This is a genomic window from Streptomyces sp. V4I2, assembly GCF_030817655.1.
Classification (GTDB): Bacteria; Actinomycetota; Actinomycetes; order Streptomycetales; family Streptomycetaceae; genus Streptomyces; species Streptomyces plumbiresistens.
On record NZ_JAUSZM010000003.1, the window covers coordinates 2,056,904 to 2,083,275 of the forward strand.

Sequence of the window (26,372 nt, forward strand, 5' to 3'; positions counted from 1 at the left end):
CACTGAGGGCGGCGGGGACCGGCGGCACTCCTGCGCGAGCAGGAACCCACCGAGCGGGGTCCCCGCCACGCCATGTACAGGGCATGACCCTATGAGCCAGGGCATCACGGTCGTAATGCGGCAACCTTGCGCATCTCCGCAAGATCCTTGCGTTCATCGCGGGCCGGCGGGTGTTCGTTGCGCGGGGACGTTCGACCGTTGCGGAAGGCCGTGCGGACGGGAGTTGCTCAGACCCAGCTGGCGTGCAGCGGCTTGCCCTCCGCGTAGCCGGCCGCGCTCTGGATGCCGACGACGGCCTTCTCGGCGAACTCCTCCAGGGAGCCGGCTCCGGCGTAGGTGCAGGAGGAGCGGACGCCCGCGATGATCGAGTCGATCAGGTCCTCGACGCCCGGACGGTCCGGGTCGAGGAACATGCGGGAGGTGGAGATGCCCTCCTCGAACAATGCCTTGCGGGCACGGTCGTACGCCGACTCCTCCGACGTACGGTTGGCCACCGCTCGCGCGGACGCCATGCCGAACGACTCCTTGTAGAGGCGGCCGTTCGCGTCCTGCTGGAGGTCGCCCGGGGACTCGTAGGTGCCGGCGAACCAGGACCCGATCATCACGTTGGACGCACCGGCGGCCAGCGCCATCGCGACGTCCCGGGGGTGGCGGACACCGCCGTCGGCCCACACGTGCTTGCCGTACTTCTTCGCCTCCGCCGCGCACTCCATGACCGCGGAGAACTGCGGCCGGCCGACGCCGGTCATCATGCGGGTGGTGCACATGGCGCCGGGGCCCACACCGACCTTGATGATGTCCGCGCCGGCGTCGATCAGGTCCCTGACGCCCTCCGCGGCGACGATGTTGCCCGCGACGATCGGCACGTGCGGGTCGAGGCCGCGCACCGTCCTGATCGTGCTGATCATCGACTCCTGGTGGCCGTGCGCCGTGTCGATGACGATCGTGTCGACGCCCGCGTCCAGCAGCTGCTTGGCCTTGGCCGCGGCCTCGCCGTTGATGCCGACGGCGGCGGCGATGCGCAGCCTGCCGTTCGCGTCGACGGCCGGGGTGTACAGCGTGGCGCGCAGGGCGCCCTTGCGGGTGAGGATGCCGGCGAGGCGGCCGTCCTTGTCGACGGCGGGGGCGTAGCGCCGGTTGGCGTGGTCCAGCCGGTTGAAGGCCTCGCGCGGGTCGATGTCCGCGTCGAGCAGCAGCAGGTCCTTGGACATGACCACTTCGAGCTGGGTGAAGCGGTCGACCCCGGTCAGGTCCCGGTCGGTGACGACACCGACAGGCCGCTGCTCCTCGTCGACGACCACACCGGCGTTGTGCGCGCGCTTGGGCAGCAGGGACAGCGCGTCGGCGACGGTCTGGTGCGGGGCCAGCACGATCGGGGTGTCCAGGACGTGGTGGCGGCTCTTCACCCAGGAGACGACCTCGGTGACGACGTCGATCGGGATGTCCTGCGGGATGACCACCAGTCCGCCGCGCCGGGCCATCGTCTCGGCCATACGGCGCCCGGCGATCGCGGTCATGTTGGCGACGACCAGCGGGATGGTGGTGCCCGTGCCGTCCGGGGAGCTGAGGTCCACGCCCTGCCGCGAGCCCACCGCGCTGCGGCTCGGGACCATGAACACGTCGTCGTACGTCAGGTCGTACGGGGGCTGGATGTCATTGAGGAAACGCACGTGCTGCACATCCCAGTCGATCAGAGGTGGCCCCCGGACAGGTCAGCCAGGGGGAAGAGCACGTACTTCATTGTCCCATGGCGACCGGAACGCGATACACGGGCGAAACATACAGCCAGGTCAGAGGGGCCTTAGGAGGAACCTCCAAGCGCGAGCGCCACGGTCAGCGCCCGCGTCCGGTCCGCCGCCTCGGCGAACACCTCCTGAGCGGTCTCCCACTCCTGCGGGAGGGCCTTCGCGTACGGCTGCCAGTTCCGTACGACGATCAGCAGCCCGCTCTCCACGGCGCCCTCGGGCCAGACGGTGTGGTCGCCGAGGCTGTCGGCCAGCGCGTCCCAGTTGCGGCCGAACCAGTCGGGCAGCCCCAGGGCCCGGGCGCAGCAATCCATGAGACCCGCCTTGTCCGTGACCCCGTCGAGGTCCACCGTGACCAGGTGCTCCGTCATCTCCGTACCGCCCTGAACGAGTTGTGGTGATCGTCGGTGTAGTGGACCACGAAGGGGACCACGAAGGGGACCGCAAAGGGGACCGCAAAGGGGACCGCAAAGGGGACCGCAAAGGGGACCGCAAAGGGGGCGGCCATGGCGGCCCACCGCCACGGCCGCCCCCTGCAGACGATCCGTCAGATCCCGTCAGGATCAGCCCGGTTGAGCGCCGGCTTCGGCGTCGGTCCCGCCGTCATCAGGTAGTCCGCGGCCGAGGTGTCCGTCACCAGGCTGGTGACGAGCCCGGACCGCAGCACCGCGTCGATCGCGCCCGCCTTGCGCTGTCCGCCCGCGATCGCGACGACCTCGGGGATACGGCGGAGCTGGTCGGCCTTGACGGTGATGCACCGCTCGCCGAGGTCCCGTCCGACCCGGCGGCCGTCGGCGTCGAAGAGGTGCGCGGACATCTCGGCGGCGACACCGAGCGAGGCGTAGTGCGACACCTCCTCGTCGCTGAGCATGTCGTGCACCGTCGAGATGCCCGGCTCCCAGGAGCCGATGGAGACGCAGGCGACCGTGACCTTGTCGAAGTACTCGAAGGCCCGGGCGATCCCGGTCTGGTTGCGCAGCGCGGCCGCGGTCGCCGCGTCCGGCAGCAGCATCGGCGCGTAGATGGGGTGGGCGTCGCCGCCCGACACCTGTGCGGCGCGCCGCACCGCCTCCACCGAGCCGCGCTCGGCGGTCCCGGCGTCGTACACGCCCGTCAACTGGACCACCGTGCAGGGCGGCAGCCGGTCCAGCGCCGCCGCCATGTGGATGGTGGACCGGCCCCAGGCAAGTCCCAGCACATCACCTTCGTTCACGAGCTCGCCGAGCAGGTCGGCGGCCACTTCCCCCAGGTTCTCGGGATCGGGCGAATCCTGGGCCTCGGCCGGGGACTCGACCACCACGGCGTGCCTGAGGCCGTACCGGGCGCGGAGCGCGTCAGAGCGCTCGGCGTCCAGTTCGGCCGGCACGCGGATCTCGATGCGTACGAGATCCCGTTCGAGAGCGGTTTCCAGGACCCGGGCCACCTTGAAGCGGCTGACGCCGAACTCCTCCGCGATCTGGATCTTGGACTTGCCCTCGAGGTAGAAGCGGCGGGCCATGGCCGCCGCCTGCACCAGCTCAGCGGGTCCCATCCGCATGGCTGACCGGCCCGCCGACATACCCGACACGGCGATCTCCTCACTGCTGTTCACATTCTGGATTCGCCGTTCATCCTTGCAGATCCGGCGCACTTGATCAGCCCTGATGAGAGCCGTTCACGTTCCCGTGGTTCAGTGGCCGCATGCCCAGGAGGCCTTGGCCGTCGCCCCCTCCGCCTGCGTGCGCAATGCACGTACCGCCTCGGCCGGGTCCGATGCCCCGTAGACGGCCGAGCCGGCCACGAAGACGTCGGCGCCCGCGTCCGCGCAGCGCTCGATGGTGGCGGCCGAGACTCCCCCGTCGACCTGGAGCCACAGCTCAAGACCGTGCTTGCTGATCAACTCGCGGGTGCGGCGAATCTTCGGAAGCATGATGTCGAGAAACGCCTGTCCCCCGAATCCCGGCTCGACTGTCATGATCAGCAGCATGTCGAGCTCGGGGAGCAGATCCTCGTACGGCTCGATGGGCGTCGCGGGCTTCAGCGCCATGGAGGCGCGGGCGCCCTTGGCCCGGATCTCCCGGGCGAGCCGGACGGGAGCGGCGGCCGCCTCGACGTGGAAGGTGACGGAACCGGCCCCCGCCTCTACGTACTGGGGTGCCCACCGATCGGGGGCCTCGATCATCAGATGGCAGTCCAGCGGCGTGTCCGTCGCACGGGCCAAAGACTCTACGACCGGCACACCGAGGGTGAGGTTCGGGACGAAATGGTTGTCCATGACGTCGACGTGAAGCCAGTCGGCTCCTCGCACCGCCTCCGCCTCGTCCGCAAGGCGGGCGAAGTCGGCGGACAGAATGCTGGGGTTGATCTGCGCGGCCATGCCCCAAGCCTGCCATGTCCGGGCACGAATGTTCGCGCCGGTCCATACCTAAGCCGTTCATCGGATGTTGCACCGGGGCCTCGCGTGCCATGCTGGGCCGCCGATCTGGTCGAGATGGGGCTGCGGGGGTGGCCATGACGGAGATCCAGGAGAACAGGCAAGGGCGGTCGGGGCAACGGGGCATCGGGCACCTTGTCTGCGGGCGGCGCGCCAAGTGGCTGGTGCTGGTGCTGTGGCTGATCGTGCTGTTCCTGACGGCACCGTTCGCCCAGAAACTCACCGACGCCCAGGACAACGACGCGGCCTCCTGGCTGCCCGGCTCCGCCGAGTCGACCCAAGTCCTGCAGATCTCCGAGGACTTCAGGCCCGAGCAGATTCCCGCGGTCGTCGTGTACGCCCGCGAGGACGGCCTGACCGCCGAGGACCGGGCGCAGATCGCCGAGGACACGGCCGAGATCAAGCAGCTGACCGCCCACGGCATCCGCGGCGACGAGACCCGGGGCCCGGTCTTCGACCGGCAGACCGACCCGCGCGCCGCCCAGGTCCTCGTGCCGATCACGATGGACGAGAACGGCTGGGAGGAGATCGCCCCCGCCGTCGACTCGATCCGGGACATCGTCGGGGAGGGCGGCGGCGCTCTCGCCGTGCACATCACGGGCCCGGGCGGCACCTCCGCCGACTTCTCCGAGGCCTTCGAGGGCATCGACTCGACGCTGCTGATCTCCGCGATGACCGTCGTCATCGTGATGCTGCTCATCACCTACCGCAGCCCCACCCTCCTCCTGATCCCCCTGCTCTCGGTGATCGCCGCGCTGTTCACCGCGCAGGCCCTGATCTACTTCCTGGCGGAACACGCGGGCCTGACGGTCAACGGCCAGAGCGCGGGCATCCTGACGGTGCTCGTGTTCGGCGCGGGGACGGACTATGCCCTGTTGCTGGTCGCCCGCTACCGGGAGGAACTGCGCCGCCACGAGGACCGTCACGAGGCGATGGCGCTGGCCCTGCACCGCGCGGGCCCGGCGGTCCTCGCCTCCGGCGCCACCGTCGTGCTGAGCATGCTGGTGCTGCTGGCCGCCGAGATGAACTCGACGAGAGGGCTCGGCCCGGTCGCCGCCATCGGCGTCGCGGTCGCCCTGCTGGCGATGATGACGCTGTTCCCGGCCCTGCTGGTGATCTTCGGCCGCTGGATCTTCTGGCCGGCGATCCCGCACCTCGGTGCGGAGAACCCGGCCGACACGGGCGTCTGGGCCCGCATGGGCGGCCGTATGGCCCGCCGTCCCCGGATGGTCTGGGGCGTCACCGCGGCGGTGCTGGCGATCTGCTCGCTCGGCCTGATCCAGCTGCGCGCCGAGGGCATCAGCAACGCGGACGCGTTCACCGGGAAACCGGACTCGATCGTCGGCCAGGAGGTCTCGGCACGCTACTTCCCGGCGGGCAGCGGCGATCCGCTCGTCATCGTCAGCAACCAGGCGCAGGCGCGGCAGGTCGGCGAGACCGTCGCCGCCACCCGCGGAGTCGTCCCCGAGTCCCTCGGTCTGCCACCGGGCACCAAGCCGTCCTTCGAGGGCAAGGTGCTGTTCGAGGCCACCATGACCGACCCGTCCGACAGCGAGGCCGCGAAACAGACCGTGGAGCGGGTCCGGGACGCCGTGCACGCGGTGCCGGACGCCGACGCCCAGGTGGGCGGCGGTACGGCGGCCCTGCTGGACATGGACGAGGCGACCACGCACGACAACATCCTGATCATCCCGCTGGTGCTGATCGTCGTCCTGCTGATCCTGTGCGGGCTGCTGCGCGCGCTGATCGCCCCACTGCTGCTGGTCGGGACGGTCATCCTGTCGTTCGCGGCGGCGCTCGGCATCAGCGCGCTCGCGTTCCGGTACGCCTTCGACTACGCGGGCGAGTCGACGGACTTCCCGCTGTTCGTCTTCGTGTTCCTGGTCGCCCTGGGCATCGACTACAACATCTTCCTGACCACTCGCATCCGCGAGGAGGCCGGCCGTCAGGGCACCCGCAAGGGCGCGCTGACCGGCCTGGCCGCAACCGGTGCGGTCATCACCTCCGCGGGTCTGGTCCTCGCGGGCACCTTCGCCGCCCTCGCCACCCTCCCGATGGTCGCCTTCGCCGAACTCGGCTTCGCGGTGGCCCTGGGCGTGCTGCTCGACACATTCATCGTGCGGTCGGTCCTCGTGACGTCCCTGTTCCTCGACATCGGCCCGAAGGTGTGGTGGCCGCACCGGCTGGCGCGGGAGGACGGGGGCGCGGCCGCGGTGACCGGGGCGGAGAAGGTGAGCCAATCCGGCCCGGCGGGTTAGGACTCGGCACGCGCAGAGGAATGCGATGCGAACGCCCTTTGCATGATCATGCGCGATTATGCATACTCTTCCTATGTCTAAGGTCCTCACCTCCCTTCCCGCCGGCGAGCGCGTCGGCATCGCCTTCTCGGGCGGGCTCGACACCTCGGTCGCGGTCGCGTGGATGCGCGACAAGGGTGCCGTCCCGTGCACCTACACCGCCGACATCGGCCAGTACGACGAGCCCGACATCGCCTCGGTGCCGGGTCGCGCGAAGACCTACGGTGCCCAGATCGCGCGCCTGGTCGACTGCCGCGCCGCGCTGGTCGAGGAGGGCCTGGCCGCGCTCACCTGCGGGGCGTTTCACATCCGCTCGGGCGGGCGGGCCTACTTCAACACCACGCCGCTGGGCCGCGCCGTCACGGGCACCCTCCTGGTCCGGGCGATGCTGGAGGACGACGTACAGATCTGGGGCGACGGCTCGACCTTCAAGGGCAACGACATCGAGCGGTTCTACCGCTACGGCCTGCTCGCCAACCCGCACCTCAGGATCTACAAGCCCTGGCTGGACGCGGACTTCGTGACCGAGCTCGGCGGCCGCAAGGAAATGTCGGAGTGGCTGCTCGCCCACGACCTGCCCTACCGCGACAGCACGGAGAAGGCCTACTCCACCGACGCCAACATCTGGGGCGCCACCCACGAGGCCAAGACGCTGGAGCACCTCGACACCGGCGTGGAGACCGTGCAGCCGATCATGGGCGTGCGGTTCTGGGACCCGGAGGTCGAGATCGTCACCGAGGACGTGACGATCGGCTTCGACCAGGGCCGCCCGGTGACGATCAACGGCAAGGAGTTCGCCTCCCCCGTCGACCTGGTGATGGAGGCCAATGCCATCGGCGGCCGCCACGGCATGGGCATGTCGGACCAGATCGAGAACCGGATCATCGAGGCCAAGAGCCGCGGCATCTACGAGGCGCCCGGCATGGCCCTGCTGCACGCGGCGTACGAACGCCTGGTCAACGCGATCCACAACGAGGACACCCTCGCCCAGTACCACAACGAGGGACGGCGCCTGGGCCGGCTGATGTACGAGGGCCGCTGGCTGGACCCGCAGGCGCTGATGGTGCGCGAGTCGCTGCAGCGCTGGGTTGGCACGGCCGTCACCGGCGAGGTGACGCTGCGGCTGCGGCGCGGTGAGGACTACTCGCTCCTCGACACCACCGGCCCCGCGTTCAGCTACCACCCGGACAAGCTGTCCATGGAGCGCACCGAGGACTCGGCGTTCGGCCCGGTGGACCGGATCGGCCAGCTCACCATGCGCAACCTCGACATCGCCGACTCGCGCGCCAAGCTGGAGCAGTACGCCGGGCTCGGCCTGATCGGCACCGCCAACACCGCCATCGGTGCCGCCCAGGCGGCCGCGACCGGCCTGATCGGCACCATGCCGGAGGGCGGCGCCGAGGCCATCGCCTCCCGCGGCGAGGTCTCCGACGACGACCAGATGCTGGACCGCGCCGCGATGGAGTCCGGCACGGACTGACCGGCCTACGAACGGAAAAGGCCGGCTCGGAGCCGGCCTTTTCCGTCACCCGGTCGTCAGCCGGTCCTGCGAATCAGCGCCAGATACATGGCGTCAGTCCCGTGCCGATGCGGCCACAGCTGTACGTCGGGACCCTCGCCGAGGTCCGGTACGCCGGGCAACAGAGGGCGGGCGTCGACGAGTTCGGCCCCGTTTCCGTGCTGCTTGAGCACGTCGTCGACGACGGCCCGGGTCTCGGCGAGATGCGGCGAGCAGGTGGCGTAGCCCACGACCCCGCCGACCCGCACGGAGTCGAGCGCGGTGTGCAGCAGGCCGCGCTGCAGCGTCGCGAACCCCTCGAGGTCCTCGGGCCGCCTGCGCCACCGGGCCTCGGGCCGCCGCCGCAGGGCGCCGAGCCCGGTGCACGGCACGTCCATCAGCACCCGGTCGAAGGAGCCGGGCCGCCACGGCGGCCGGATCCCGTCGGCCGCGATGACCTGGTAGGGCCCGGGGTTCCCGTCGAGGGTCTTGGCGACGAGCCCGGCCCGGTGCGGCAGCTTCTCGGAGGCCAGCAGGAAGGCCCCGCGTTCGGCGGCGAGAGCGGCGAGCAGCGCGGCCTTGCCGCCGGGTCCGGCACACCCGTCGAGCCACTTCTCGTCACGCCCTTCGAGGGGCGCGTTGGCCAGGGCCAGCGCGACGAGCTGACTGCCCTCGTCCTGTACGCCCGCCCGGCCGTCCCGTACGGCCTCGATCGCACCGGGCTCGCCGCCCTCGGCCAGCCGCACGGCGTACGGCGACCAGCGCCCCGCCACCGCGGCCTCCTCCCGGAGCAGCTCGTCGGTGGTGGACCGGCCCGGCCGGGCGACGAGGGTCACCTCGGGCCGCTCATTGTCGGCCTCCAGCAGTTCCTCGAGCCCGGCGCGCCCGCCGCCGAGCGAGTCCCAGAGCGCGGAGACGATCCAGCGGGGGTGCGAGTGGACCACGGCGAGGTGGTCCTCGGGGTCCTCGTCGTAGGGCGGCGCGACCTTGGCGATCCACCCGTCGAGGTCGTCCTGTGCGACCTTCCGCAGCACCGCGTTGACGAACTTCGCCCGCCCGTCGCCGAGCACAACCCGGGCGAGCTCTACGGACGCGGACACGGCGGCGTGCGTCGGGATCCGCGTCCCGAGCAACTGGTGCACACCGAGACTGAGCACGTCGAGCACCGGCGGATCGACCTCGCGCAGCGGCCGGTCGATACAGGCTTTGATGACGGCGTCGTACGTCCCCTGCCGCCGCAGCGTCCCGTACACCAGCTCGGTCGCGAGCGCCGCGTCCCGCGCCTCGAAGCCGCCCTTCTCCCGCGCCTTGCGCAGCAGCGGCGGCAGGACGAGGTTGGCGTACGCGTCCCGTTCGTCCACGGCCCGCAACGCCTCGAAGGCGAGGAAGCGGACGGGGTCCTTCTGGGGCCGACGGTAGGGCTTGCCTGCGGGGCGGGGCCGGCGGGGTTGGTCGCTCACGAAAGGTGCTCCGGGTTCAGAGGTGGATACGCACCCAGCGTAAGTCCGCGGGCCCCCGCCTCACGCGCCGAGGGTCTCGCCCTCCCCGATGCGCACTCCGCGCGCCCAGTCGGCGGCCTTCATCGGCCGCTTGCCCTGGGCCTGCACCCACAGCAGCTCCACGGCGTACGACGCCGTGCCGACGTGGACGTCGTTCTTGCCGACGGACAGCGCGGCGGGAGCCAGGTCGGTCCGCTCGGGCACGGGCCGGACCTGGATGAGCTTGAGCCGCTCCCCCCGGAACACGGTCCAGGCGCCGGGCGCCGGCGTGCACCCGCGCACCACCCGGTCCACCCGCAACGCCGGGGTCGCCCACTCCACCTGGGCGTCCTCAACGGTGATCTTCGGGGCGAGGGTGACGCCCTCGGCAGGCTGCGGTACGGCCTTCAGCGTGCCGTCCTCGATCCCGTCCATGGTCGCGGCGAGCAGCCCTGAGCCCGCGAAGGCGAGCCGGGTCAGCAGGTCCCCGCTGGTGTCGGTGGGCCGGATCTCCTCGGTGACCGTCCCGTAGACGGGCCCGGAGTCGAGCCCCTCCTCGATCAGGAAGGTCGAGGCTCCGGTGATCTCGTCACCCGCCATGATGGCGTGCTGCACGGGCGCGGCTCCGCGCCAGGCGGGCAGCAGCGAGAAGTGCAGGTTGACCCAGCCGTGGGCGGGGATGTCGAGGGCGACGCGGGGCAGGAGCGCGCCGTAGGCGACGACGGGACAGCAGTCCGGGGCGATCTCGCGCAGCCGCTCCAGAAACTCCGGATCCCGCGGCCTGACGGGCTTCAGCACCTCGATCCCGGCCTCCTCGGCCCGCTCGGCGACGGGAGACGCGACCAGCCTCCGCCCACGACCGGCCGGCGCGTCGGGCCGCGTGACGACGGCGGCCACCTCGTGCCGCCCGGAGGCGAGCAGAGCGTCCAGAGCGGGAACGGCGACCTCGGGGGTACCGGCGAAGACGAGCTTCATGGGTGGGATCGGGCCTCTCGGGCGGGGTCGGACACGGGCAACGCCCAAGTCTATGACCGCAAGAAGCAGCCGCCGACGGCGAGCACCCCCACAGGAGAGGTCCACCTTTCATCCAACTGGAAACGGGTGGTGCGAGGGTGGGAGACCATGCCGAGGCCGAAGGCCGAGGCGCAAACCCCCCACCCCCGGCGCACGCATATGCCCATACGCCCCCCGTGCGTGACCAGCGGAGCGCCCACGCGTTGGTCAAGACGGAGTTGACCACAACGGGCCGCACATCGCGCGCGGCCCGATCCTTTTCATCGCCGGTTCGAGAGGCTTGTTCATGGCCGACCACGCAACCCACGACGCCCAGGCTCGGGCCAGCCTGCACTTGCTGGTGCGGGACATCGAGCGGGTCCGCCGGCAGGTGGACGCACTGCGTACGCTCACCGCCCAGTTGGGCAACGTCTACCGCCCGCGCCGCTCCGGCCCTTCCACGGGCTTCGTCGTGTACGGACGCGCCCCCGCCCCGACGGTCCGTCTCGCCCAGGAACTGCGGGACAGTGTCGAGACCCTGGTCACGGCCGCCGTGGACTTCGACCGCTCGCTCGGCTTCTCGTGGGACGCGGTGGGTTCCGCCCTCGGAGTCACCAAGCAGGCCGTGCACCGCCGTTACGGCGCCCGCCGCGCCACGGCCCAGACGGCGACAGAGCCCGAGCGGACCACGGAGCCCGCGGCTCCGCATCCGGTCAACGTGGGCACCGGCATCTCCGCCGTGCCCACGGTCCCCGCCGCCCGCTCGATGCCGACGCAGCCGACGGCAGGCAGCCCGTCCCTCCGCGACGAGGCCAGGCCGACGGCGTTCCCGGCCCCCCGCAACGGCTGACGCCTGCCCCACCCCATCTCTGCCCTCCCGGCGCATCCGGGAGGGCAGCCGCATGTCACGGGGCCGTGGTGGCCCCCTCAGCCGAGGACAGCCGAGGACAGCCACATCAGCCGAGGACAGCCGAGGACAGCCACATCAGCCGGGGTCAGCCGATGTCAGCCGATGTAGGCGGGGTCAGCCGATGTCAGGCGGGTCGATCCGCACCCGAACCGCCGCCTCCCCGCCCCCACGCGCCATCCGCGCCGCCTGTGCGGCCTTCAACGCGGACGCCAGCGCCGCGCCCGTCCCCGGCGGCACCCGGATCAGCGCCCGCTCCCAGTGCTCCCCGGGAGGCGGCGCCCCTACGCGCCGCGGGCGCCCGGCGGTCGTGACGGGCACCGGCACAGGCCCCAACACCTCGGCCTCCGAAGGCAGTTCCACCGCCCCCAGAAACTCCGCGAGCGCCTCCGCGGGTGCCGACACGGCCGCCATCCGTGACACCGGCGGAAATCCCAGCTCGGCCCGCTCGGCGAGCTCCCGCACCGCATGGCCGACCGGGTCCCACCGCACCAGGGCCTGCACGGGCCGCAACGTGGGCTCGGCGACGATCACGACCGTGCCCCCCGCACCCTGCGGCCGTACCAGCGCCGCCGCCCCGATCCACCGCCGCAACGCGTCCTCGCCGGCGCGCAGATCGGGCCGCCCGAGCATGGCCCAGCCGTCCAGCAGCAGCGCGGCCGCGTACCCGCCCTCGGCAACGGGCTCGGCCCCCGGCGTACTCACCACCAGTGCGGGCGCGGACGCCACGGTGTCCAGCACCTGCTCACGCCCGGAAGTCCGCACGGGCACGGCCGGGAACGCCCGCCCGAGCTCCTCCGCGGTCCGCCGCGCGCCCACGACCTGCGCCCGCAGCCGGAACGCACCGCACTCCGGACAGTGCCAGCCACCCTCGTCACGCCCGCACCAGCCGCAGCGCAGCGCGGCCCCGGACTCCTGCCCCTCCAGGGGACCGGCGCAGTGCCGACAGCGCGCGGGCGCCCGGCAGTTGGCGCACGCCATCCGCGGTGCGTAACCCCGCCGGGGCACCTGCACGAGCACCGGCCCGTGCCGCAGTCCCTCTCTGACGACCTGCCAGGCGAGGGTGGGCAGCCGGGCGGCGCGGGCGGCCTCGTCCCGCGCGAGATCGCCGTCGCCGACGGTCCGGACCAGCGGAGCGGTGGCCCGCACCTGCTCCCGCCCGGCGACGATCGGCCGGGCCCACCCACTCTCCACGAGCTGCGCCGCCTCGACGGTGCAACTCCAACTTCCGAGCAGAAAAGCGCACTTGTCCTGTGCGGCCCGCAGCAACAGCACCTCTCGCGCATGGGGCTGGGGCGCGTGCTGCTCGCTGTGGCTGTCGTCGCCGTCGTCCCAGACGGCGACCAGGCCGAGATCCTGAACGGGCGCGAACATGGCGGCCCGTGTCCCGATGACCGCCTTCACCGCCCCCCGCCGCACGGCCAGCCACTCCCGATACCGCTTCTCCGGCCCGGCATCGGCGGTGAGCACAGCATGCCGCCCCTCCCCCAGCAACGCCGTCAGCGCGGCGTCGACCCGAGCGACCGCCCGCCCGTCCGGCAGTACGACCAGCGCACCGCGCCCGGAGGCCAGCGTGGCCGCCACGGCTCGCGCCAGCTCCTCGCTCCACTCCGGCCCGGCCAACGCGTTCCACACGGCCCGCGGCGCACCCCCGGAGGCCAGCGCCTCGACAAACGCGGCACCGTGCTCGTACCGCCCCCAGGACCCCGCCTCGGGGGTGCTCGGCGGGGGCAGCGGCGCGGGCGACGGCCGCTGCTCGGCCCGCGCGCTGCGCGGCGGCACGGCGAGCTGCAGCACATCGGCAAGACTCCCGGCGTACCGATCGGCGACCGCACGAGCCAGCCCCAGCAGCTCCCCACTGAGCACCGGCTCGGGCGACACCACCTGGGCCAGCGCGGCAAGGGGCCCTGAGTAGTCCGACTCGGCAAGCCGCTCGACGAGAAACCCGTCGATCAGCCCGCCGCCCTCGCGCCGCCCGTCCCGCACCCGATGCCGCCCGGCCCCGAACCGCACCCGCACCCGCACACCCGGCTGCGCGTCGGCATCCAGTTCCTCCGGCACGGCGTAGTCGAAGTACCGATCAAGGTGCAGCACACCCTTGTCCACCAGCACCCGGGCAACGGGCAGCTCCTTGGCAACCGCGGCCCCCCGCCAGGTCCGCGGCTTGGCCCGCGGCGCCTTCGCCTTCCGCACACTCTCCCGAATGAGCGCAAGCTGCTCGGGCGGCGCCCCCTCGGCCCCACCGTCCACCGACCCGTTCTCGCTGCTCACCCTTGCATTCTTACCAAACGCCACTGACATCCGACGGCGCCCGAGCTCTCCCCACTGGATGCCCCGCCCTGCCCGAACGCGCGCGAGGCCCGGCCCCCCGCCGGGGAACCGGGCCTCGCGCGAAACAACAGGTGGTTCTAGAGCCCCGCAGCCTTGCGCAGCGCGTCCACCCGGTCCGTCTTCTCCCAGGTGAACTCGGGCAGCTCGCGGCCGAAGTGGCCGTACGCCGCCGTCTGGGCGTAGATCGGGCGGAGCAGGTCGAGGTCGCGGATGATGGCGGCCGGGCGGAGGTCGAAGACCTCGTCGATCGCCTTCTCGATCCGGTCGGTGTCGACCTTGGCCGTGCCGAAGGTCTCCACGAACAGGCCGACCGGCTCGGCCTTGCCGATCGCGTACGCGACCTGGACCTCACAGCGGGTGGCGAGGCCCGCGGCGACGACGTTCTTGGCGACCCAGCGCATGGCGTACGCCGCCGAACGGTCCACCTTGGACGGGTCCTTGCCGGAGAAGGCGCCGCCGCCGTGGCGGGACATGCCGCCGTACGTGTCGATGATGATCTTGCGGCCGGTCAGGCCGGCGTCGCCCATCGGGCCGCCGATCTCGAAGCGGCCGGTCGGGTTCACCAGGAGGCGGTAGTTCTCGGTGTCCAGCTTGATGCCGTCGTCGAGCAGCGCCTTCAGCTCCGGCTCCACGACGAACTCGCGGATGTCGGGGGCGAGCAGCGACTCCAGGTCGATGTCCGACGCGTGCTGCGAGGAGACCACGACCGTGTCGAGGCGGACGGCCTTGTCGCCGTCGTACTCGATGGTGACCTGCGTCTTGCCGTCGGGGCGCAGGTAGGGGATGGTGCCGTTCTTGCGGACCTCGGACAGCCGGCTGGACAGCCGGTGCGCGAGGAAGATCGGCAGCGGCATCAGCGTGGGCGTCTCGTCGCACGCGTAACCGAACATCAGGCCCTGGTCGCCCGCGCCCTGGCGGTCCAGTTCGTCGTCGTCCCCCTCGACCCGGGACTCGTAGGCGGTGTCGACGCCCTGCGCGATGTCCGGGGACTGCGCGCCGATGGACACCGACACGCCGCAGGAGGCGCCGTCGAAGCCCTTCTTCGAGGAGTCGTAGCCGATCTCCAGGATCTTGTCGCGCACCAGCTGCGCGATGGGTGCGTAGGCCTTGGTGGTGACCTCGCCGGCGACGTGCACCAGGCCGGTCGTGATCAGCGTCTCGACGGCGACCCGGGAGGTCGGGTCCTCCTTCAGGAGCGCGTCGAGGATGGTGTCGCTGATCTGGTCAGCGATCTTGTCGGGGTGGCCCTCGGTCACGGACTCCGAGGTGAACAAGCGACGGGACACAACGCTCCCTGGGGTTGCAGCGGCTGCTGGCTGATCATTGGCGGACGGGACGGGGGCTGCGCCCGGCGTCGTCCGAGAACAGTTTATCGGTCGCACTCGGCCACTCGCCCCCCTGTCTCGCCTCTCGGGAGTGCTGTGACCTGCGGCACGGGCATTCTGCCCAATTCCGAGCGGGCTTGGCCAGGGGCGCCACGCCCCAATCTGCGAGGCGTCGACGATCCTCGAGCCGAAGGGAACACTCAGCTCAGGCGTTCGGCCACCAAGTCCCACACGGTTTCGGCCAGGGCTTCCTTGGGTCCGTGCGGGACCGGGGTCTCGCTGCCGTCGGCGCCCAGCACCACGGCCTCGTTCTCCTCCGAGCCGAACGTCTTGCGCTCCCCCACCTCGTTCACCACGAGGAGGTCGCACCCCTTGCGGCGCAGCTTCGTACGGCCGTTGGCCAGCACGTCGTCCGTCTCGGCGGCGAATCCGACGACCACTTGACCGGGGCGGGCCCGGTCGGCCGAGATCTCCGCGAGGATGTCCGGATTCCGTACGAGGACGATGGGCTCCGGTTCCTGGTCGTCCTTCTTCTTGATCTTCCCGGCCGCGTACGTCTCCGGCCGGAAGTCGGCCACCGCGGCGGCCATGACGACCGCGTCGGCGTCCGCGGCGGCCTTCAGTACCGCTTCGCGCAGCTGTACGGCCGTCCCGACCGGGACGACGTCCACGCCCGCCGGGTCGGGCAGGCCGGTGTTCGCGGCGATCAGCGTGACCCGGGCGCCCCGGGCGGCGGCGGTGCGGGCGAGGGCGTAGCCCTGCTTGCCGGAGGAGCGGTTGCCGAGGAAGCGCACCGGGTCGAGGGGTTCGCGGGTGCCGCCGGCGCTGACGACGACGTGTCGGCCGACGAGGTCCGGTTCCGTCACTCCCCTGGCCAGCACCCGACGGCAGACCTCGAAGATCTCGGCGGGCTCGGGCAGCCGGCCCTTGCCCGTGTCGACGCCGGTGAGGCGGCCGACGGCCGGCTCGATGACCACGGCACCCCGGCGACGCAGCGTCGCCACGTTCTCCTGGGTGGCCGGGTGCTCCCACATCTCGGTGTGCATGGCGGGCGCGAAGACGACCGGACAGCGGGCGGTGAGGAGGGTGTTCGTGAGGAGGTCGTCGGCGAGGCCGTGGGCGGCCTTGGCGAGCATGTCCGCGGTGGCCGGGGCGACGATCACCAGGTCGGCGTGCTGTCCGATGCGGACGTGCGGGACCTCGTGCACGTCGTCCCACACCTCGGTCGAGACCGGGTGGCCGGAGAGGGCGGACCAGGTGGCGGCGCCGACGAAGTGCAGGGCGGAGGCGGTCGGCACCACCCGGACGTCGTGCCCGGACTCGGTCAGTCTGCGCAGCAGCTCACAGGCCTTGTACGCGGCGATGCCACCGCTGACGCCCAGAACGACCTTCGGCTTGTCCACCGTCTCTCCCCGCACCTCGGAAAACGTACGCCGCGGCTCCGCCGTACACGGCTCCATCACACACCACAGGCCCGGCAGTCGCGCTGCCGGGCCTGTGGAAAAGCTAACCGCAAGCTGAAAATACTACTGCGCCGGGCCCTCGACGGCCTCGGACGTCAGCAGACCCGCGTTGATCTCGCGCAGGGCGATCGACAGCGGCTTCTCGTGGACATGGGTGTCCACGAGCGGACCGACGTACTCGAGGAGGCCCTCGCCGAGCTGCGAGTAGTACGCGTTGATCTGGCGGGCCCGCTTGGCCGCGTAGATCACGAGGCTGTACTTCGAGTCCGTGGCCTCGAGAAGCTCGTCGATCGGCGGGTTGATGATGCCCTCGGGCGTGGAGATGGAAGAGGACACGCTCTACCTTCCGATGGATGGGAAAAGATCGGTCGTGATCACATCAGTCGTGATCACACAACATCCATCAAAGATAGCAGCTCACGAGCGACATCCTCGACAGAGGTGTTGACCAGGGTCTCGTCGAACTCCGGCTCGGCCGCCAGTTCGACCTTCGCCGCGTCCAGACGGCGCTCGATCACCTCGGGCGGTTCGGTGCCCCGCCCGGTGAGCCTGCGCACGAGCTCCTCCCAGGAGGGGGGAGCCAGGAACACCAGTTGGGCGTCCGTCATGGACTCGCGGACCTGCCGGGCACCCTGGAGGTCGATCTCCAGGAGCACGGGCTCGCCCGCCTCAAGGCGCTCCAGCACGGCCGCACGCGGCGTGCCGTAGCGGTTGCCGGCGAACTCGGCCCACTCCAGCAGCTCGCCGTTGGCGATCAGCTTGTCCATCTCCTCGTCGGTGACGAAGAAATACTGGACTCCATGCTTCTCGCCGGGGCGGGGCCTGCGGGTCGTCGCCGACACCGAGAGCCAGACCTCGGGGTGTTCCTTGCGCATATGAGCGACGACCGTGCTCTTGCCGACCCCGGAGGGGCCGGAGAGCACGGTCAGCCGCGGACGTTCACTCATGCAGCGATTATTCCAGCAATCCCGGAGTGCCCGGGACTACCTTGCCCGGAGTACCCGGGATCAGGAGCCGGTGCTGCCGAACTCACGCTCCAGGGAGGCGATCTGGTTGGAACCGAGGCCGCGCACACGGCGGCTCTCGGAGATGCCGAGTCGCTCCATGATCTGCTTGGCGCGGACCTTGCCCACGCCAGGCAGGGACTCAAGCAGCGCGGAGACCTTCATCTTGCCGATGACGTCGTTCTCCTGGCCCTGCTTGATGACCTCGTGCAGGGAGGCGCCGGAGTGCTTGAGTCGATTCTTGACCTCGGCCCGCTCCCGGCGAGCCGCGGCGGCCTTTTCGAGCGCGGCTGCGCGCTGTTCAGGGGTAAGGGGCGGAAGAGCCACGCCTACGTCACCTCGGATGTCGAACTGTCGGATACGGACCGGTGAGGAACCTAGTCGCCCCACACCTGGGGAGCTACGAGCAACACGCTTGCCCGTTCACTCTCGTCGGAGACTAGCGGCCAAGTGCGCCAGAGTCAGCGAGAACAGCGGAAAAGTCCTGGTCAGCCTCCGCCAGGCCGGACATTTCAGACATACTGCCCCGGATTTGAGGATGTATTCAGACTCAAGTCTTCCTCGGACCACTCATCGGATGACTCGAGCGAGTCAGCAGGGAGCCTCAGGCGGCCGCCACCGCGGCCCTGATCTCCTCCGCGAAGCGGTCCGCGGCGACACGCAGAGCGACCACGTCGGGACCGTGCCGCAGCACACCCCGGCTGACGTTCGGCACGACGTTGCGCACGGCCGCGCCGAAAACGCCGGGAAGGTCGGCCGGAGTGGCTCCCTGCGCACCGATCCCGGGAGCCAGCAGCGGACCGTTGATGGCGAGGTCGTACGACGACAGATCGCCGAGCGTGGCCCCCACGACCGCCCCGAAGGAGCCCAGGGGCCCCTCCCCCGCGTTCTCGGCGGCCAGGTGGGCCAGCATCGTCGCTCCGACATTGCGACCGTCCGCGCGGACGGCGTGCTGGACCTCACCGCCCTCCGGGTTGGAGGTCAGCGCCAGCACGAACAGACCGGTGCCGGTCTCCCGCGCCAGCTCCACGGCCGGCCTGAGCGACCCGTAGCCGAGGTACGGCGAGACGGTCAGCGCGTCCGAGAAGAGCGGGGCGTCCTTGTGGAGGAAGGACTCGGCGTACGCGGCCATGGTCGAGCCGATGTCGCCCCGCTTGGCGTCCATCACGACCAGCGCGCCGGCCTGCCGCGCCTCGGCGACCGACTTCTCCAGGACGGCGACACCGCGCGACCCGAAGCGCTCGAAGAACGCGCTCTGCGGCTTGAGGACGGCGACCCGGTCGGCCATCGCCTCGACGACCGTACGGCTGAACCGCTCGAGGCCCGCCACGTCGTCGTTCAGACCCCACTCGGTGAGCAGGGCGGCATGCGGGTCGATGCCGACGCACAGAGGGCCGCGCTCGTCCATCGCCCGGCGCAGCCGTGCGCCGAAGGGCTCCAGAGTCATGCCGTCTTCCTCACGTCGGCGCCGACCGCGTCGGCGAGGGTGGCGTACGGGCTCGTCCGCAGGCGTGCGGCGAGTCCCTTGTGGATGGCTCGGGCCCAGAAGGGGCCCTCGTAGACGAAGGCGCTGTATCCCTGCACGAGGGTGGCGCCCGCCAGGATGCGCTGCCAGGCGTCCTCAGCGTTCTCGACGCCGCCGACGCCCACGAGGGTGATCCGGTCGCCCACGCGCGCGTAGAGGCGACGCAGTACTTCCAGGGAGCGTGCCTTCAGGGGTGCCCCGGACAGCCCTCCGGTCTCCTTCACCAGGCCGGCCTCCGACGTCAGACCGAGGCCGTCGCGCGCGATGGTGGTGTTGGTGGCGATGATCCCGTCCAGGCCGAGTTCCACAGCCAGGTCGGCCACCGCGTCGACATCCTCGTCGGCCAGGTCGGGCGCGATCTTCACCAGGAGCGGGACGCGGCGCGTGGTCACCGTGCGGTCGGCGGCCTCGCGGACGGCGCTCAGCAGGGGGCGCAACTGGTCGACCGCCTGCAGACTGCGCAGACCCGGCGTGTTCGGCGACGACACGTTCACGACCAGGTAGTCGGCGTACGACGCCAGCCGCTCGGTCGACTTCACGTAGTCGAGGACGGCCTCCTCCTCGGGGACGACCTTGGTCTTGCCGATGTTGACGCCGACGACCGTCCTGAAGACGGGCGTACGGGAGGCCAGGCGGGCGGCTACGGCCAGGGAGCCCTCGTTGTTGAAGCCCATGCGGTTGATCAGCGCGCGGTCCTGCACGAGACGGAACAGCCGCTTCTTGGGGTTGCCGGGCTGCGGCTCCCCCGTGACCGTGCCGATCTCGACGTGGTCGAAGCCGAGCATCGTCATGCCGTCGATGGCGACGGCGTTCTTGTCGAAGCCGGCGGCCAGCCCGAAGGGGCCGTGCATCCGCAGCCCGAAGGCCTGCGTGCGCAGCTCCTCGTGGCGGGGAGCGAGGGCGGCGGCGACGAACGTCCGCAGCGCGGGGATCCGGACGGCGAGCCGGATCCAGCGGAAGGCCAGGTAATGGGCCTTCTCGGGGTCCATCCGTTGGAAGACCAGACGGAAGAAGAGCTTGTACATCGCGAGAGTCCTCTGGGGTCCTCATGAAGAGGGGGACACCTTCCGGTGTCCCCCTCAGGGCTGCTAGTCGCGGGCCGCGGTCAGGTGTTCCGCGTGTTCCTGGAGCGAACGGACGCCCACGTCTCCGTGGTTGAGGGCGTCGATGCCCTGGACGGCCGCCGCGAGCGCCTGGACGGTCGTCAGACACGGCACGGACCGCGCCACGGCCGCCGTACGGATCTCGTAGCCGTCGAGGCGGCCGCCGGTGCCGTACGGGGTGTTGACGATGAGGTCGACCTCGCCGTCGTGGATGAGCTGGACGATGGTCTTCTCGCCGTTCGGGCCGGTGCCCTCGGACTGCTTGCGCACGACCCTGGCGTTGATGCCGTTGCGCTTGAGGACCTCAGCCGTGCCGGAGGTGGCGAGCAGTTCGAAGCCGTGGGCGACCAGTTCGCGCGCCGGGAAGATCATCGACCGCTTGTCGCGGTTGGCGACCGAGATGAAGGCGCGGCCCTTGGTCGGCAGCGGACCGTAGGCCCCGGCCTGCGACTTGGCGTACGCCGTGCCGAAGACGGAGTCGATACCCATGACCTCGCCGGTGGAGCGCATCTCGGGGCCGAGGACCGTGTCGACGCCCCGCCCGTGGATGTCGCGGAAGCGCGACCACGGCATGACGGCCTCCTTGACGGAGATCGGCGCGTCGAACGGGAGCTCGCCACCGTCGCCCTTCGCCGGAAGCAGCCTCTCCGCGCGCAGTTCGGCGATGGTCGCGCCCAGCGAGATCCGGGCGGCGGCCTTCGCCAGCGGCACCGCGGTCGCCTTCGAGGTGAAGGGGACGGTGCGGGAGGCACGCGGGTTGGCTTCGAGGACGTACAGGATGTCGCCCGCCATCGCGAACTGGATGTTGATCAGGCCTCGGACGCCGACGCCCTTGGCGATGGCCTCCGTGGAGGCCCGCAGGCGCTTGATGTCGAAGCCGCCCAGCGTGATCGGGGGCAGGGCGCACGCCGAGTCGCCGGAGTGGATGCCGGCCTCCTCGATGTGCTCCATGACACCGCCGAGGTAGAGCTCCTCGCCGTCGTACAGGGCGTCGACGTCGATCTCGATCGCGTCGTCGAGGAAGCGGTCGACCAGGACCGGCCGGGAGGGGCTGATCTCGGTCGACTCGGCGATGTACGACTCCAGCCGGGTCTCGTCGTACACGATCTCCATGCCGCGCCCGCCGAGGACGTACGAGGGCCGCACCAGGACCGGGTAGCCGATCTCGTCGGCGATGGCCTTGGCGCCCGCGAAGGTGGTGGCGGTGCCGTGCTTGGGCGCCGGCAGGCCCGCCTCCGCGAGGACCTGGCCGAAGGCGCCGCGGTCCTCGGCGGCGTGGATGGCCTCGGGGGGCGTGCCGACGACCGGTACGCCGTTGTCCTTGAGCGCCTGCGCGAGGCCCAGCGGGGTCTGGCCGCCGAGCTGTACGATCACGCCCGCGATCGGGCCGGCCTGCGCCTCCGCGTGGACGATCTCCAGCACGTCTTCCAGCGTCAGCGGCTCGAAGTACAGGCGGTCGGAGGTGTCGTAGTCCGTGGAGACCGTCTCCGGGTTGCAGTTGACCATCACGGTCTCGTACCCGGCGTCGCTCAGCGCGAAGGAGGCGTGGACGCAGGAGTAGTCGAACTCGATGCCCTGGCCGATGCGGTTGGGGCCGGAGCCCAGGATGATGACTGCGGCCTTCTCGCGGGGCGCGACCTCGGTCTCCTCGTCGTAGGAGGAGTAGAAGTACGGCGTCTTCGCGGCGAACTCGGCGGCGCAGGTGTCGACCGTCTTGTACACCGGGCGCACGCCCAGCGCGTGCCGCACCTCGCGCACGACGTCCTCGCGCAGGCCCCGGATCTCGCCGATCTGCTGGTCGGAGAAGCCGTGCCGCTTGGCCTCGGCGAGCAGCTCGGGGACCAGACGCTCGGCGGCGGCGAGTTCGTCGGCGATCTCCTTGATCAGGAACAGCTGGTCCACGAACCAGGGGTCGATCTTCGTGTACTCGAAGATCTCCTCCTGCGTGGCACCGGCGCGGATCGCCTCCATGACCGTGTTGATCCGGCCGTCGGTCGGGCGGACCGAAGCCTCCAGGAGCTCCTTCTTGTCGCCCGTCTCGCCGACGAAGGTGAACTGCGAGCCCTTCTTCTCCAGCGAGCGCAGCGCCTTCTGGAAGGCCTCGGTGAAGTTGCGGCCGATCGCCATGGCCTCGCCGACCGACTTCATGGTCGTGGTCAGCGTGGAGTCGGCGCTCGGGAACTTCTCGAACGCGAAGCGCGGGGCCTTTACGACCACGTAGTCGAGGGTCGGCTCGAAGGAGGCCGGGGTCTTCTCCGTGATGTCGTTCGGGATCTCGTCGAGGGTGTAGCCGACGGCCAGCTTGGCGGCGATCTTGGCGATCGGGAAGCCGGTCGCCTTCGACGCGAGGGCCGAGGAGCGCGACACCCGCGGGTTCATCTCGATGACGATGATGCGGCCGTCGACCGGGTTCACCGCGAACTGGATGTTGCAGCCGCCGGTGTCGACACCGACCTCGCGGATGATCGCGATGCCGATGTCGCGCAGGCGCTGGTACTCACGGTCGGTGAGCGTCATCGCGGGCGCGACGGTGATCGAGTCACCGGTGTGGACGCCCATCGGGTCGAAGTTCTCGATGGAGCAGACGACCACCACGTTGTCGTTCTTGTCGCGCATCAGCTCCAGCTCGTACTCCTTCCAGCCGAGGATGGACTCCTCCAGGAGCACCTCGGTGGTCGGGGAGAGCGTGAGGCCCTGGCCGGCGATCCGGCGCAGCTCCTCCTCGTCGTGGGCAAAGCCGGAGCCGGCGCCGCCCATGGTGAAGGAGGGGCGGACCACGACCGGGTAGCCGCCGAGCTGCTCGACGCCCTTGAGTACGTCGTCCATCGAGTGACAGATGTAGGACCGGGCGGACTCGCCGTGCCCGATCTTCTCGCGCACGGCCTCGACGACGCCCTTGAAGAGGTCGCGGTCCTCGCCCTTGTTGATGGCTTCGACGTTGGCGCCGATCAGCTCGACACCGTACTTCTCCAGCACACCCTGCTCGTGCATGGAGATCGCGGTGTTGAGGGCCGTCTGACCGCCCAGGGTGGGCAGCAGCGCGTCGGGCCGCTCCTTGGCGATGATCTTCTCGACGAACTCCGGGGTGATCGGCTCGACGTAGGTGGCGTCGGCGATCTCCGGGTCGGTCATGATCGTCGCCGGGTTGGAGTTGACCAGGATGACGCGCAGGCCCTCGGCCTTGAGCACGCGGCACGCCTGGGTGCCGGAGTAGTCGAACTCGGCGGCCTGGCCGATGACGATCGGGCCGGAGCCGATGACCAGGACGGACTGGATATCGGTGCGCTTAGGCACGCTGGCCCTCCATCAGGACTGTGCTCATCAAAGACGTGAAGCGGTCGAACAGGTAGGCGGCGTCGTGCGGGCCGGCTGCCGCTTCGGGGTGGTACTGGACGCTGAAGGCCGGTCGGTCGAGGAGCTGCAGCCCCTCCACCACGTTGTCGTTGAGGCACACGTGGGACACCTCGGCGCGGCCGAACGGGGTGTCGGAGACCTTGTCGAGCGGGGCGTCAACGGCGAAGCCGTGGTTGTGCGCGGTGACTTCGACCTTGCCGGTGGAACGGTCCTGCACCGGCTGGTTGATGCCGCGGTGGCCGTACTTCAGCTTGTAGGTGCCGAAGCCCAGCGCGCGGCCCAGGATCTGGTTGCCGAAGCAGATGCCGAAGAGCGGGGTCCCGCGCTCCAGCACCGCCTGCATCAGGGCGACCGGATGATCGGCGGTGGCCGGGTCGCCGGGTCCGTTGGAGAAGAACACGCCGTCGGGCCGGACGGCGTAGACCTCCTCGACGCTCGCCGTGGCGGGCAGCACGTGCACCTCGATGCCGCGCTCGGCCATGCGGTGCGGGGTCATGCCCTTGATGCCGAGGTCGACGGCGGCGACGGTGAACTTCTTCTCGCCGATAGCGGGGACGACGTACGTCTCCTTGGTGGCGACCTCCGCGGAGAGGTTCGCACCCTTCATCTCGGGGGCCTGGCGCACCTCGGTGAGCATGGTGCCGTCGTCGGGCAGCGCGTTGCCGGAGAAGATGCCGACGCGCATGGCGCCGCGCTCGCGCAGGTGGCGGGTCAGGGCGCGCGTGTCGATGCCGGAGATACCGACGACGCCCTGCGCGGCCAGTTCCTCGTCGAGGGTGCGGCGGGAGCGCCAGTTGGACGGCACGCGCGCGGGGTCGCGCACCACGTATCCGGCGACCCAGATCCGCTTCGACTCGGGGTCCTCGTCGTTGACGCCGGTGTTGCCGACGTGCGGGGCGGTCATCACCACGACCTGGCGGTGGTACGACGGGTCGGTGAGGGTCTCCTGGTAGCCGGTCATGCCGGTGGAGAACACCGCTTCGCCGAAGGTCACCCCCACGGCCCCGTAGGCACGGCCGCGGAAGATCCGGCCGTCCTCCAGGACGAGTACCGCGGGAGTTTTGGCGGCTCCCCTTGTGGAGGTCGTCATCGTGCGCCTTCCGTTTCCGTCTTGTTGATCATGGAGTTGATGGCGTCGACCCACGCGTTGTGCTCGGCCGCGCGCTCGGAGCGGAACCCGGAGTCGATCAGCCGCTCGCCGTGCGCCCAGGTCACGACGAGCAGCCCGCCCTCGGTCAGCACCTTGCCGGCGATGCCCTTGTCGAGCCGGGCCTCGCGCAGTGCCTCGAGAGGGACGAAGAAATCCGTCGCTCCCGGGCGTACGACGTCCAGTCCCGCGTCCGTCAGGGTGAGCTCGACCCGGCTGCGGGTGCCCAGGCCGTGCGCCACGATGCGGTCGAGCCACTGCCCGGCGGTGGTGGAGCCGTGGTAGCGGCCGCTCATCGTCAGTGTGGCCTCACCTGGCTCGGAAGGCGCGGTGGGCAGCTCGGGCAGGTCGCCCTGGAGCGTGCCGCGCCACTTCCAGCCCTCGCGCATCAGCCAGTAGACGAGCGCGACGAAGAGGGCGAGTCCGACGAGCCAGCCGATGCGGGCGGCCCAGTCGGTGACCTGAGCCGATTCCTTCTCGGCGGCCAGCAGCATTACAGGTGTCACGTGAGCTTCCCGTCGACGAGCGTGGCCTTGCCCCGGAGCCACGTGTGCGTGACACGGCCCGGCAGCTCGCGACCCTCGTAGGGGGTGTTGCGGCTGCGCGAGGCGAAGCCCGCGGGGTCCACGGACCCACGGTATTCCGTGTCGACGAGCGTGAGGTTGGCGGGCTCACCTGCCGAGACGGGACGGCCCTGCCCCTTGGCCTGTCCGATCTGTGCGGGCTTGACGGACATGCGGTCGGCGACCTGGGCCCAGTCGAGGAGCCCGGTGTCGACCATCGTCTCCTGGACCACCGACAGCGCGGTCTCCAGGCCGACCATGCCCATGGCGGCCGCGGCCCACTCGCAGTCCTTGTCCTCGTGCGGGTGCGGGGCGTGGTCGGTGGCCACGATGTCGATCGTGCCGTCCGCGAGGGCCTCACGCAGGGCGAGCACGTCGCGCTCGGTGCGCAGCGGCGGGTTGACCTTGAAGACCGGGTTGTAGGTACGCACCAGCTCATCCGTGAGGAGGAGGTGGTGCGGGGTGACCTCGGCGGTGACGTCGATGCCGCGGGACTTGGCCCAGCGGACGATCTCCACCGAGCCCGCGGTCGACAGGTGGCAGATGTGGACGCGGGAGCCGACGTGCTCGGCGAGCAGGACATCCCGGGCGATGATCGATTCTTCGGCCACCGCCGGCCAGCCGCCGAGACCCAGCTCGGCGGAGACGATGCCCTCGTTCATCTGGGCGCCCTCGGTCAGCCGCGGCTCCTGCGCGTGCTGGGCGACGACCCCGCCGAAGGCCTTCACGTACTCCAGCGCCCGGCGCATGATCACGGCGTCGTCGACACACTTGCCGTCGTCGGAGAAGACGGTGACGCCCGCGGCCGACTCGTGCATCGCGCCCAGCTCGGCGAGCTTGCGGCCCTCCAGGGCGACGGTGACGGCACCGATGGGCTGCACGTCGCAGTAGCCGTGCTCCTGGCCGAGCCGGTAGACCTGCTCGACCACACCGGCGGTGTCGGCGACCGGGAAGGTGTTGGCCATGGCGAACACGGTGGTGTAGCCCCCGGAGGCGGCCGCCCGCGTGCCGGTCAGCACGGTCTCGGAGTCCTCGCGGCCGGGCTCGCGCAGGTGGGTGTGCAGGTCCACCAGACCCGGCAGCAACACCTTGCCGCCGGCCTCGACGACCTCGGCGCCTTCAGCCGACAGACCGGCGCCCACCTCTGCGATGGTCGCGCCGTCGATCAGCACGTCCTGCGGCTCGCCGCCGAGCACCTTCGCACCACGGATCAGGATCTTGCTCAT

The 26,372-nt window shown here is 70.8% G+C and carries 21 protein-coding genes; 3 read left to right on the plus strand and 18 right to left on the minus strand.

From position 1 onward, the window contains the following. Nucleotides 1-227: 227 nt before the first annotated feature. The 4 genes from QFZ76_RS10360 to rpe form a co-directional block, all read right to left on the minus strand. Complete coding sequence (locus QFZ76_RS10360) at nucleotides 228-1,670, minus strand: GuaB1 family IMP dehydrogenase-related protein (RefSeq protein WP_307673449.1); 1,443 nt, start codon at nucleotides 1,668-1,670, stop codon at nucleotides 228-230. Between the two features lie 131 nt (nucleotides 1,671-1,801). Then, entirely contained in the window at nucleotides 1,802-2,116 is a 315-nt protein-coding gene (locus QFZ76_RS10365; protein WP_307673450.1) for a barstar family protein, read from the minus strand. Nucleotides 2,117-2,292: 176 nt separating this feature from the next. Further along, on the minus strand, nucleotides 2,293-3,336 hold the full coding sequence (locus QFZ76_RS10370) for a sugar-binding transcriptional regulator (RefSeq protein ID WP_266443092.1): 1,044 nt from the start codon (nucleotides 3,334-3,336) through the stop codon (nucleotides 2,293-2,295). A 78-nt stretch (nucleotides 3,337-3,414) separates the two neighbouring features. After that, nucleotides 3,415-4,101 (minus strand): ribulose-phosphate 3-epimerase, encoded by a 687-nt coding sequence (gene rpe, locus QFZ76_RS10375; RefSeq protein ID WP_266443089.1) that lies wholly within the window; start codon nucleotides 4,099-4,101, stop codon nucleotides 3,415-3,417. Nucleotides 4,102-4,235: 134 nt separating this feature from the next. Here rpe and QFZ76_RS10380 point away from each other — a divergent pair, with 134 nt between their 5' ends. Beyond that, on the plus strand, nucleotides 4,236-6,416 hold the full coding sequence (locus QFZ76_RS10380) for an MMPL family transporter (RefSeq protein ID WP_307673451.1): 2,181 nt from the start codon (nucleotides 4,236-4,238) through the stop codon (nucleotides 6,414-6,416). A gap of 73 nt (nucleotides 6,417-6,489) precedes the next feature. Next, nucleotides 6,490-7,935 carry an argininosuccinate synthase gene (gene argG, locus QFZ76_RS10385; protein ID WP_266443083.1) on the plus strand — a complete coding sequence of 482 codons (1,446 nt, stop codon included), beginning with the start codon at nucleotides 6,490-6,492 and terminating at the stop codon, nucleotides 7,933-7,935. 56 nt (nucleotides 7,936-7,991) lie between these two features. Here the strand turns inward: argG and QFZ76_RS10390 are convergent, their stop codons facing one another. After that, the gene (locus QFZ76_RS10390; protein WP_307673452.1) at nucleotides 7,992-9,413 is read right to left on the minus strand and encodes an RsmB/NOP family class I SAM-dependent RNA methyltransferase; all 1,422 of its coding nucleotides are present in this window, start codon (nucleotides 9,411-9,413) and stop codon (nucleotides 7,992-7,994) included. A gap of 60 nt (nucleotides 9,414-9,473) precedes the next feature. Further along, nucleotides 9,474-10,406, minus strand: a complete 933-nt coding sequence (fmt, locus tag QFZ76_RS10395) for a methionyl-tRNA formyltransferase (RefSeq protein WP_307673453.1) — start codon at nucleotides 10,404-10,406, stop codon at nucleotides 9,474-9,476. A gap of 325 nt (nucleotides 10,407-10,731) precedes the next feature. Between fmt and QFZ76_RS10400 the strand changes: the two genes are divergently transcribed. Then, the gene (locus QFZ76_RS10400) at nucleotides 10,732-11,274 is read left to right on the plus strand and encodes a hypothetical protein (protein ID WP_266443071.1); all 543 of its coding nucleotides are present in this window, start codon (nucleotides 10,732-10,734) and stop codon (nucleotides 11,272-11,274) included. Nucleotides 11,275-11,448: 174 nt separating this feature from the next. Here QFZ76_RS10400 and QFZ76_RS10405 read toward each other — a convergent pair whose 3' ends face one another. The 12 genes from QFZ76_RS10405 to QFZ76_RS10460 all read right to left on the minus strand — a co-directional run bounded on the left by QFZ76_RS10405 (nucleotide 11,449) and on the right by QFZ76_RS10460 (nucleotide 26,372). Continuing rightward, nucleotides 11,449-13,602, minus strand: coding sequence for a primosomal protein N' (locus tag QFZ76_RS10405; protein ID WP_307673454.1), 2,154 nt, complete (start codon nucleotides 13,600-13,602; stop codon nucleotides 11,449-11,451). Between the two features lie 137 nt (nucleotides 13,603-13,739). Then, the gene (metK, locus tag QFZ76_RS10410; protein WP_307673455.1) at nucleotides 13,740-14,948 is read right to left on the minus strand and encodes a methionine adenosyltransferase; all 1,209 of its coding nucleotides are present in this window, start codon (nucleotides 14,946-14,948) and stop codon (nucleotides 13,740-13,742) included. A gap of 239 nt (nucleotides 14,949-15,187) precedes the next feature. Further along, nucleotides 15,188-16,390, minus strand: coding sequence for a bifunctional phosphopantothenoylcysteine decarboxylase/phosphopantothenate--cysteine ligase CoaBC (gene coaBC / locus QFZ76_RS10415; RefSeq protein WP_307679979.1), 1,203 nt, complete (start codon nucleotides 16,388-16,390; stop codon nucleotides 15,188-15,190). Between the two features lie 123 nt (nucleotides 16,391-16,513). Continuing rightward, the gene (gene rpoZ, locus QFZ76_RS10420) at nucleotides 16,514-16,786 is read right to left on the minus strand and encodes a DNA-directed RNA polymerase subunit omega (RefSeq protein WP_006382157.1); all 273 of its coding nucleotides are present in this window, start codon (nucleotides 16,784-16,786) and stop codon (nucleotides 16,514-16,516) included. Nucleotides 16,787-16,839: 53 nt separating this feature from the next. Next, nucleotides 16,840-17,397 (minus strand): guanylate kinase, encoded by a 558-nt coding sequence (gene gmk, locus QFZ76_RS10425; protein WP_307673456.1) that lies wholly within the window; start codon nucleotides 17,395-17,397, stop codon nucleotides 16,840-16,842. Between the two features lie 60 nt (nucleotides 17,398-17,457). Continuing rightward, nucleotides 17,458-17,781, minus strand: coding sequence for an integration host factor (locus tag QFZ76_RS10430; protein ID WP_003977346.1), 324 nt, complete (start codon nucleotides 17,779-17,781; stop codon nucleotides 17,458-17,460). Between the two features lie 277 nt (nucleotides 17,782-18,058). Beyond that, nucleotides 18,059-18,901, minus strand: coding sequence for an orotidine-5'-phosphate decarboxylase (pyrF, locus tag QFZ76_RS10435; RefSeq protein WP_307673457.1), 843 nt, complete (start codon nucleotides 18,899-18,901; stop codon nucleotides 18,059-18,061). Further along, the gene (locus QFZ76_RS10440) at nucleotides 18,898-20,004 is read right to left on the minus strand and encodes a quinone-dependent dihydroorotate dehydrogenase (RefSeq protein WP_307673458.1); all 1,107 of its coding nucleotides are present in this window, start codon (nucleotides 20,002-20,004) and stop codon (nucleotides 18,898-18,900) included. Before QFZ76_RS10440 ends, pyrF begins: the two co-directional genes overlap by 4 nt. A gap of 63 nt (nucleotides 20,005-20,067) precedes the next feature. Continuing rightward, complete coding sequence (gene carB / locus QFZ76_RS10445; protein WP_307673459.1) at nucleotides 20,068-23,376, minus strand: carbamoyl-phosphate synthase large subunit; 3,309 nt, start codon at nucleotides 23,374-23,376, stop codon at nucleotides 20,068-20,070. Continuing rightward, nucleotides 23,369-24,526 carry a glutamine-hydrolyzing carbamoyl-phosphate synthase small subunit gene (gene carA, locus QFZ76_RS10450; RefSeq protein ID WP_266443052.1) on the minus strand — a complete coding sequence of 386 codons (1,158 nt, stop codon included), beginning with the start codon at nucleotides 24,524-24,526 and terminating at the stop codon, nucleotides 23,369-23,371. Before carA ends, carB begins: the two co-directional genes overlap by 8 nt. Next, nucleotides 24,523-25,089: a hypothetical protein gene (locus tag QFZ76_RS10455; protein WP_307673460.1), complete on the minus strand. Its 567-nt coding sequence runs from the start codon at nucleotides 25,087-25,089 to the stop codon at nucleotides 24,523-24,525. Before QFZ76_RS10455 ends, carA begins: the two co-directional genes overlap by 4 nt. Continuing rightward, nucleotides 25,086-26,372 (minus strand): dihydroorotase, encoded by a 1,287-nt coding sequence (locus QFZ76_RS10460; RefSeq protein ID WP_307673461.1) that lies wholly within the window; start codon nucleotides 26,370-26,372, stop codon nucleotides 25,086-25,088. The genes QFZ76_RS10455 and QFZ76_RS10460 overlap by 4 nt, the downstream gene beginning before the upstream one ends.

Bases quoted from the DNA above. Each gene is read 5' to 3' on its own strand.
- QFZ76_RS10365 (WP_307673450.1), bottom strand. From the start codon at position 2,116: ATGACGGAGCACCTGGTCACGGTGGACCTCGACGGGGTCACGGACAAG.
- pyrF (WP_307673457.1), bottom strand. From the start codon at position 18,901: ATGACTCTGGAGCCCTTCGGCGCACGGCTGCGCCGGGCGATGGACGAG.
- fmt (WP_307673453.1), bottom strand. From the start codon at position 10,406: ATGAAGCTCGTCTTCGCCGGTACCCCCGAGGTCGCCGTTCCCGCTCTG.
- gmk (WP_307673456.1), bottom strand. From the start codon at position 17,397: ATGAGTGAACGTCCGCGGCTGACCGTGCTCTCCGGCCCCTCCGGGGTC.
- QFZ76_RS10460 (WP_307673461.1), bottom strand. From the start codon at position 26,372: ATGAGCAAGATCCTGATCCGTGGTGCGAAGGTGCTCGGCGGCGAGCCG.
- rpe (WP_266443089.1), bottom strand. From the start codon at position 4,101: ATGGCCGCGCAGATCAACCCCAGCATTCTGTCCGCCGACTTCGCCCGC.
- carA (WP_266443052.1), bottom strand. From the start codon at position 24,526: ATGACGACCTCCACAAGGGGAGCCGCCAAAACTCCCGCGGTACTCGTC.
- QFZ76_RS10400 (WP_266443071.1), top strand. From the start codon at position 10,732: ATGGCCGACCACGCAACCCACGACGCCCAGGCTCGGGCCAGCCTGCAC.
- QFZ76_RS10440 (WP_307673458.1), bottom strand. From the start codon at position 20,004: ATGTACAAGCTCTTCTTCCGTCTGGTCTTCCAACGGATGGACCCCGAG.
- argG (WP_266443083.1), top strand. From the start codon at position 6,490: ATGTCTAAGGTCCTCACCTCCCTTCCCGCCGGCGAGCGCGTCGGCATC.
- QFZ76_RS10380 (WP_307673451.1), top strand. From the start codon at position 4,236: ATGACGGAGATCCAGGAGAACAGGCAAGGGCGGTCGGGGCAACGGGGC.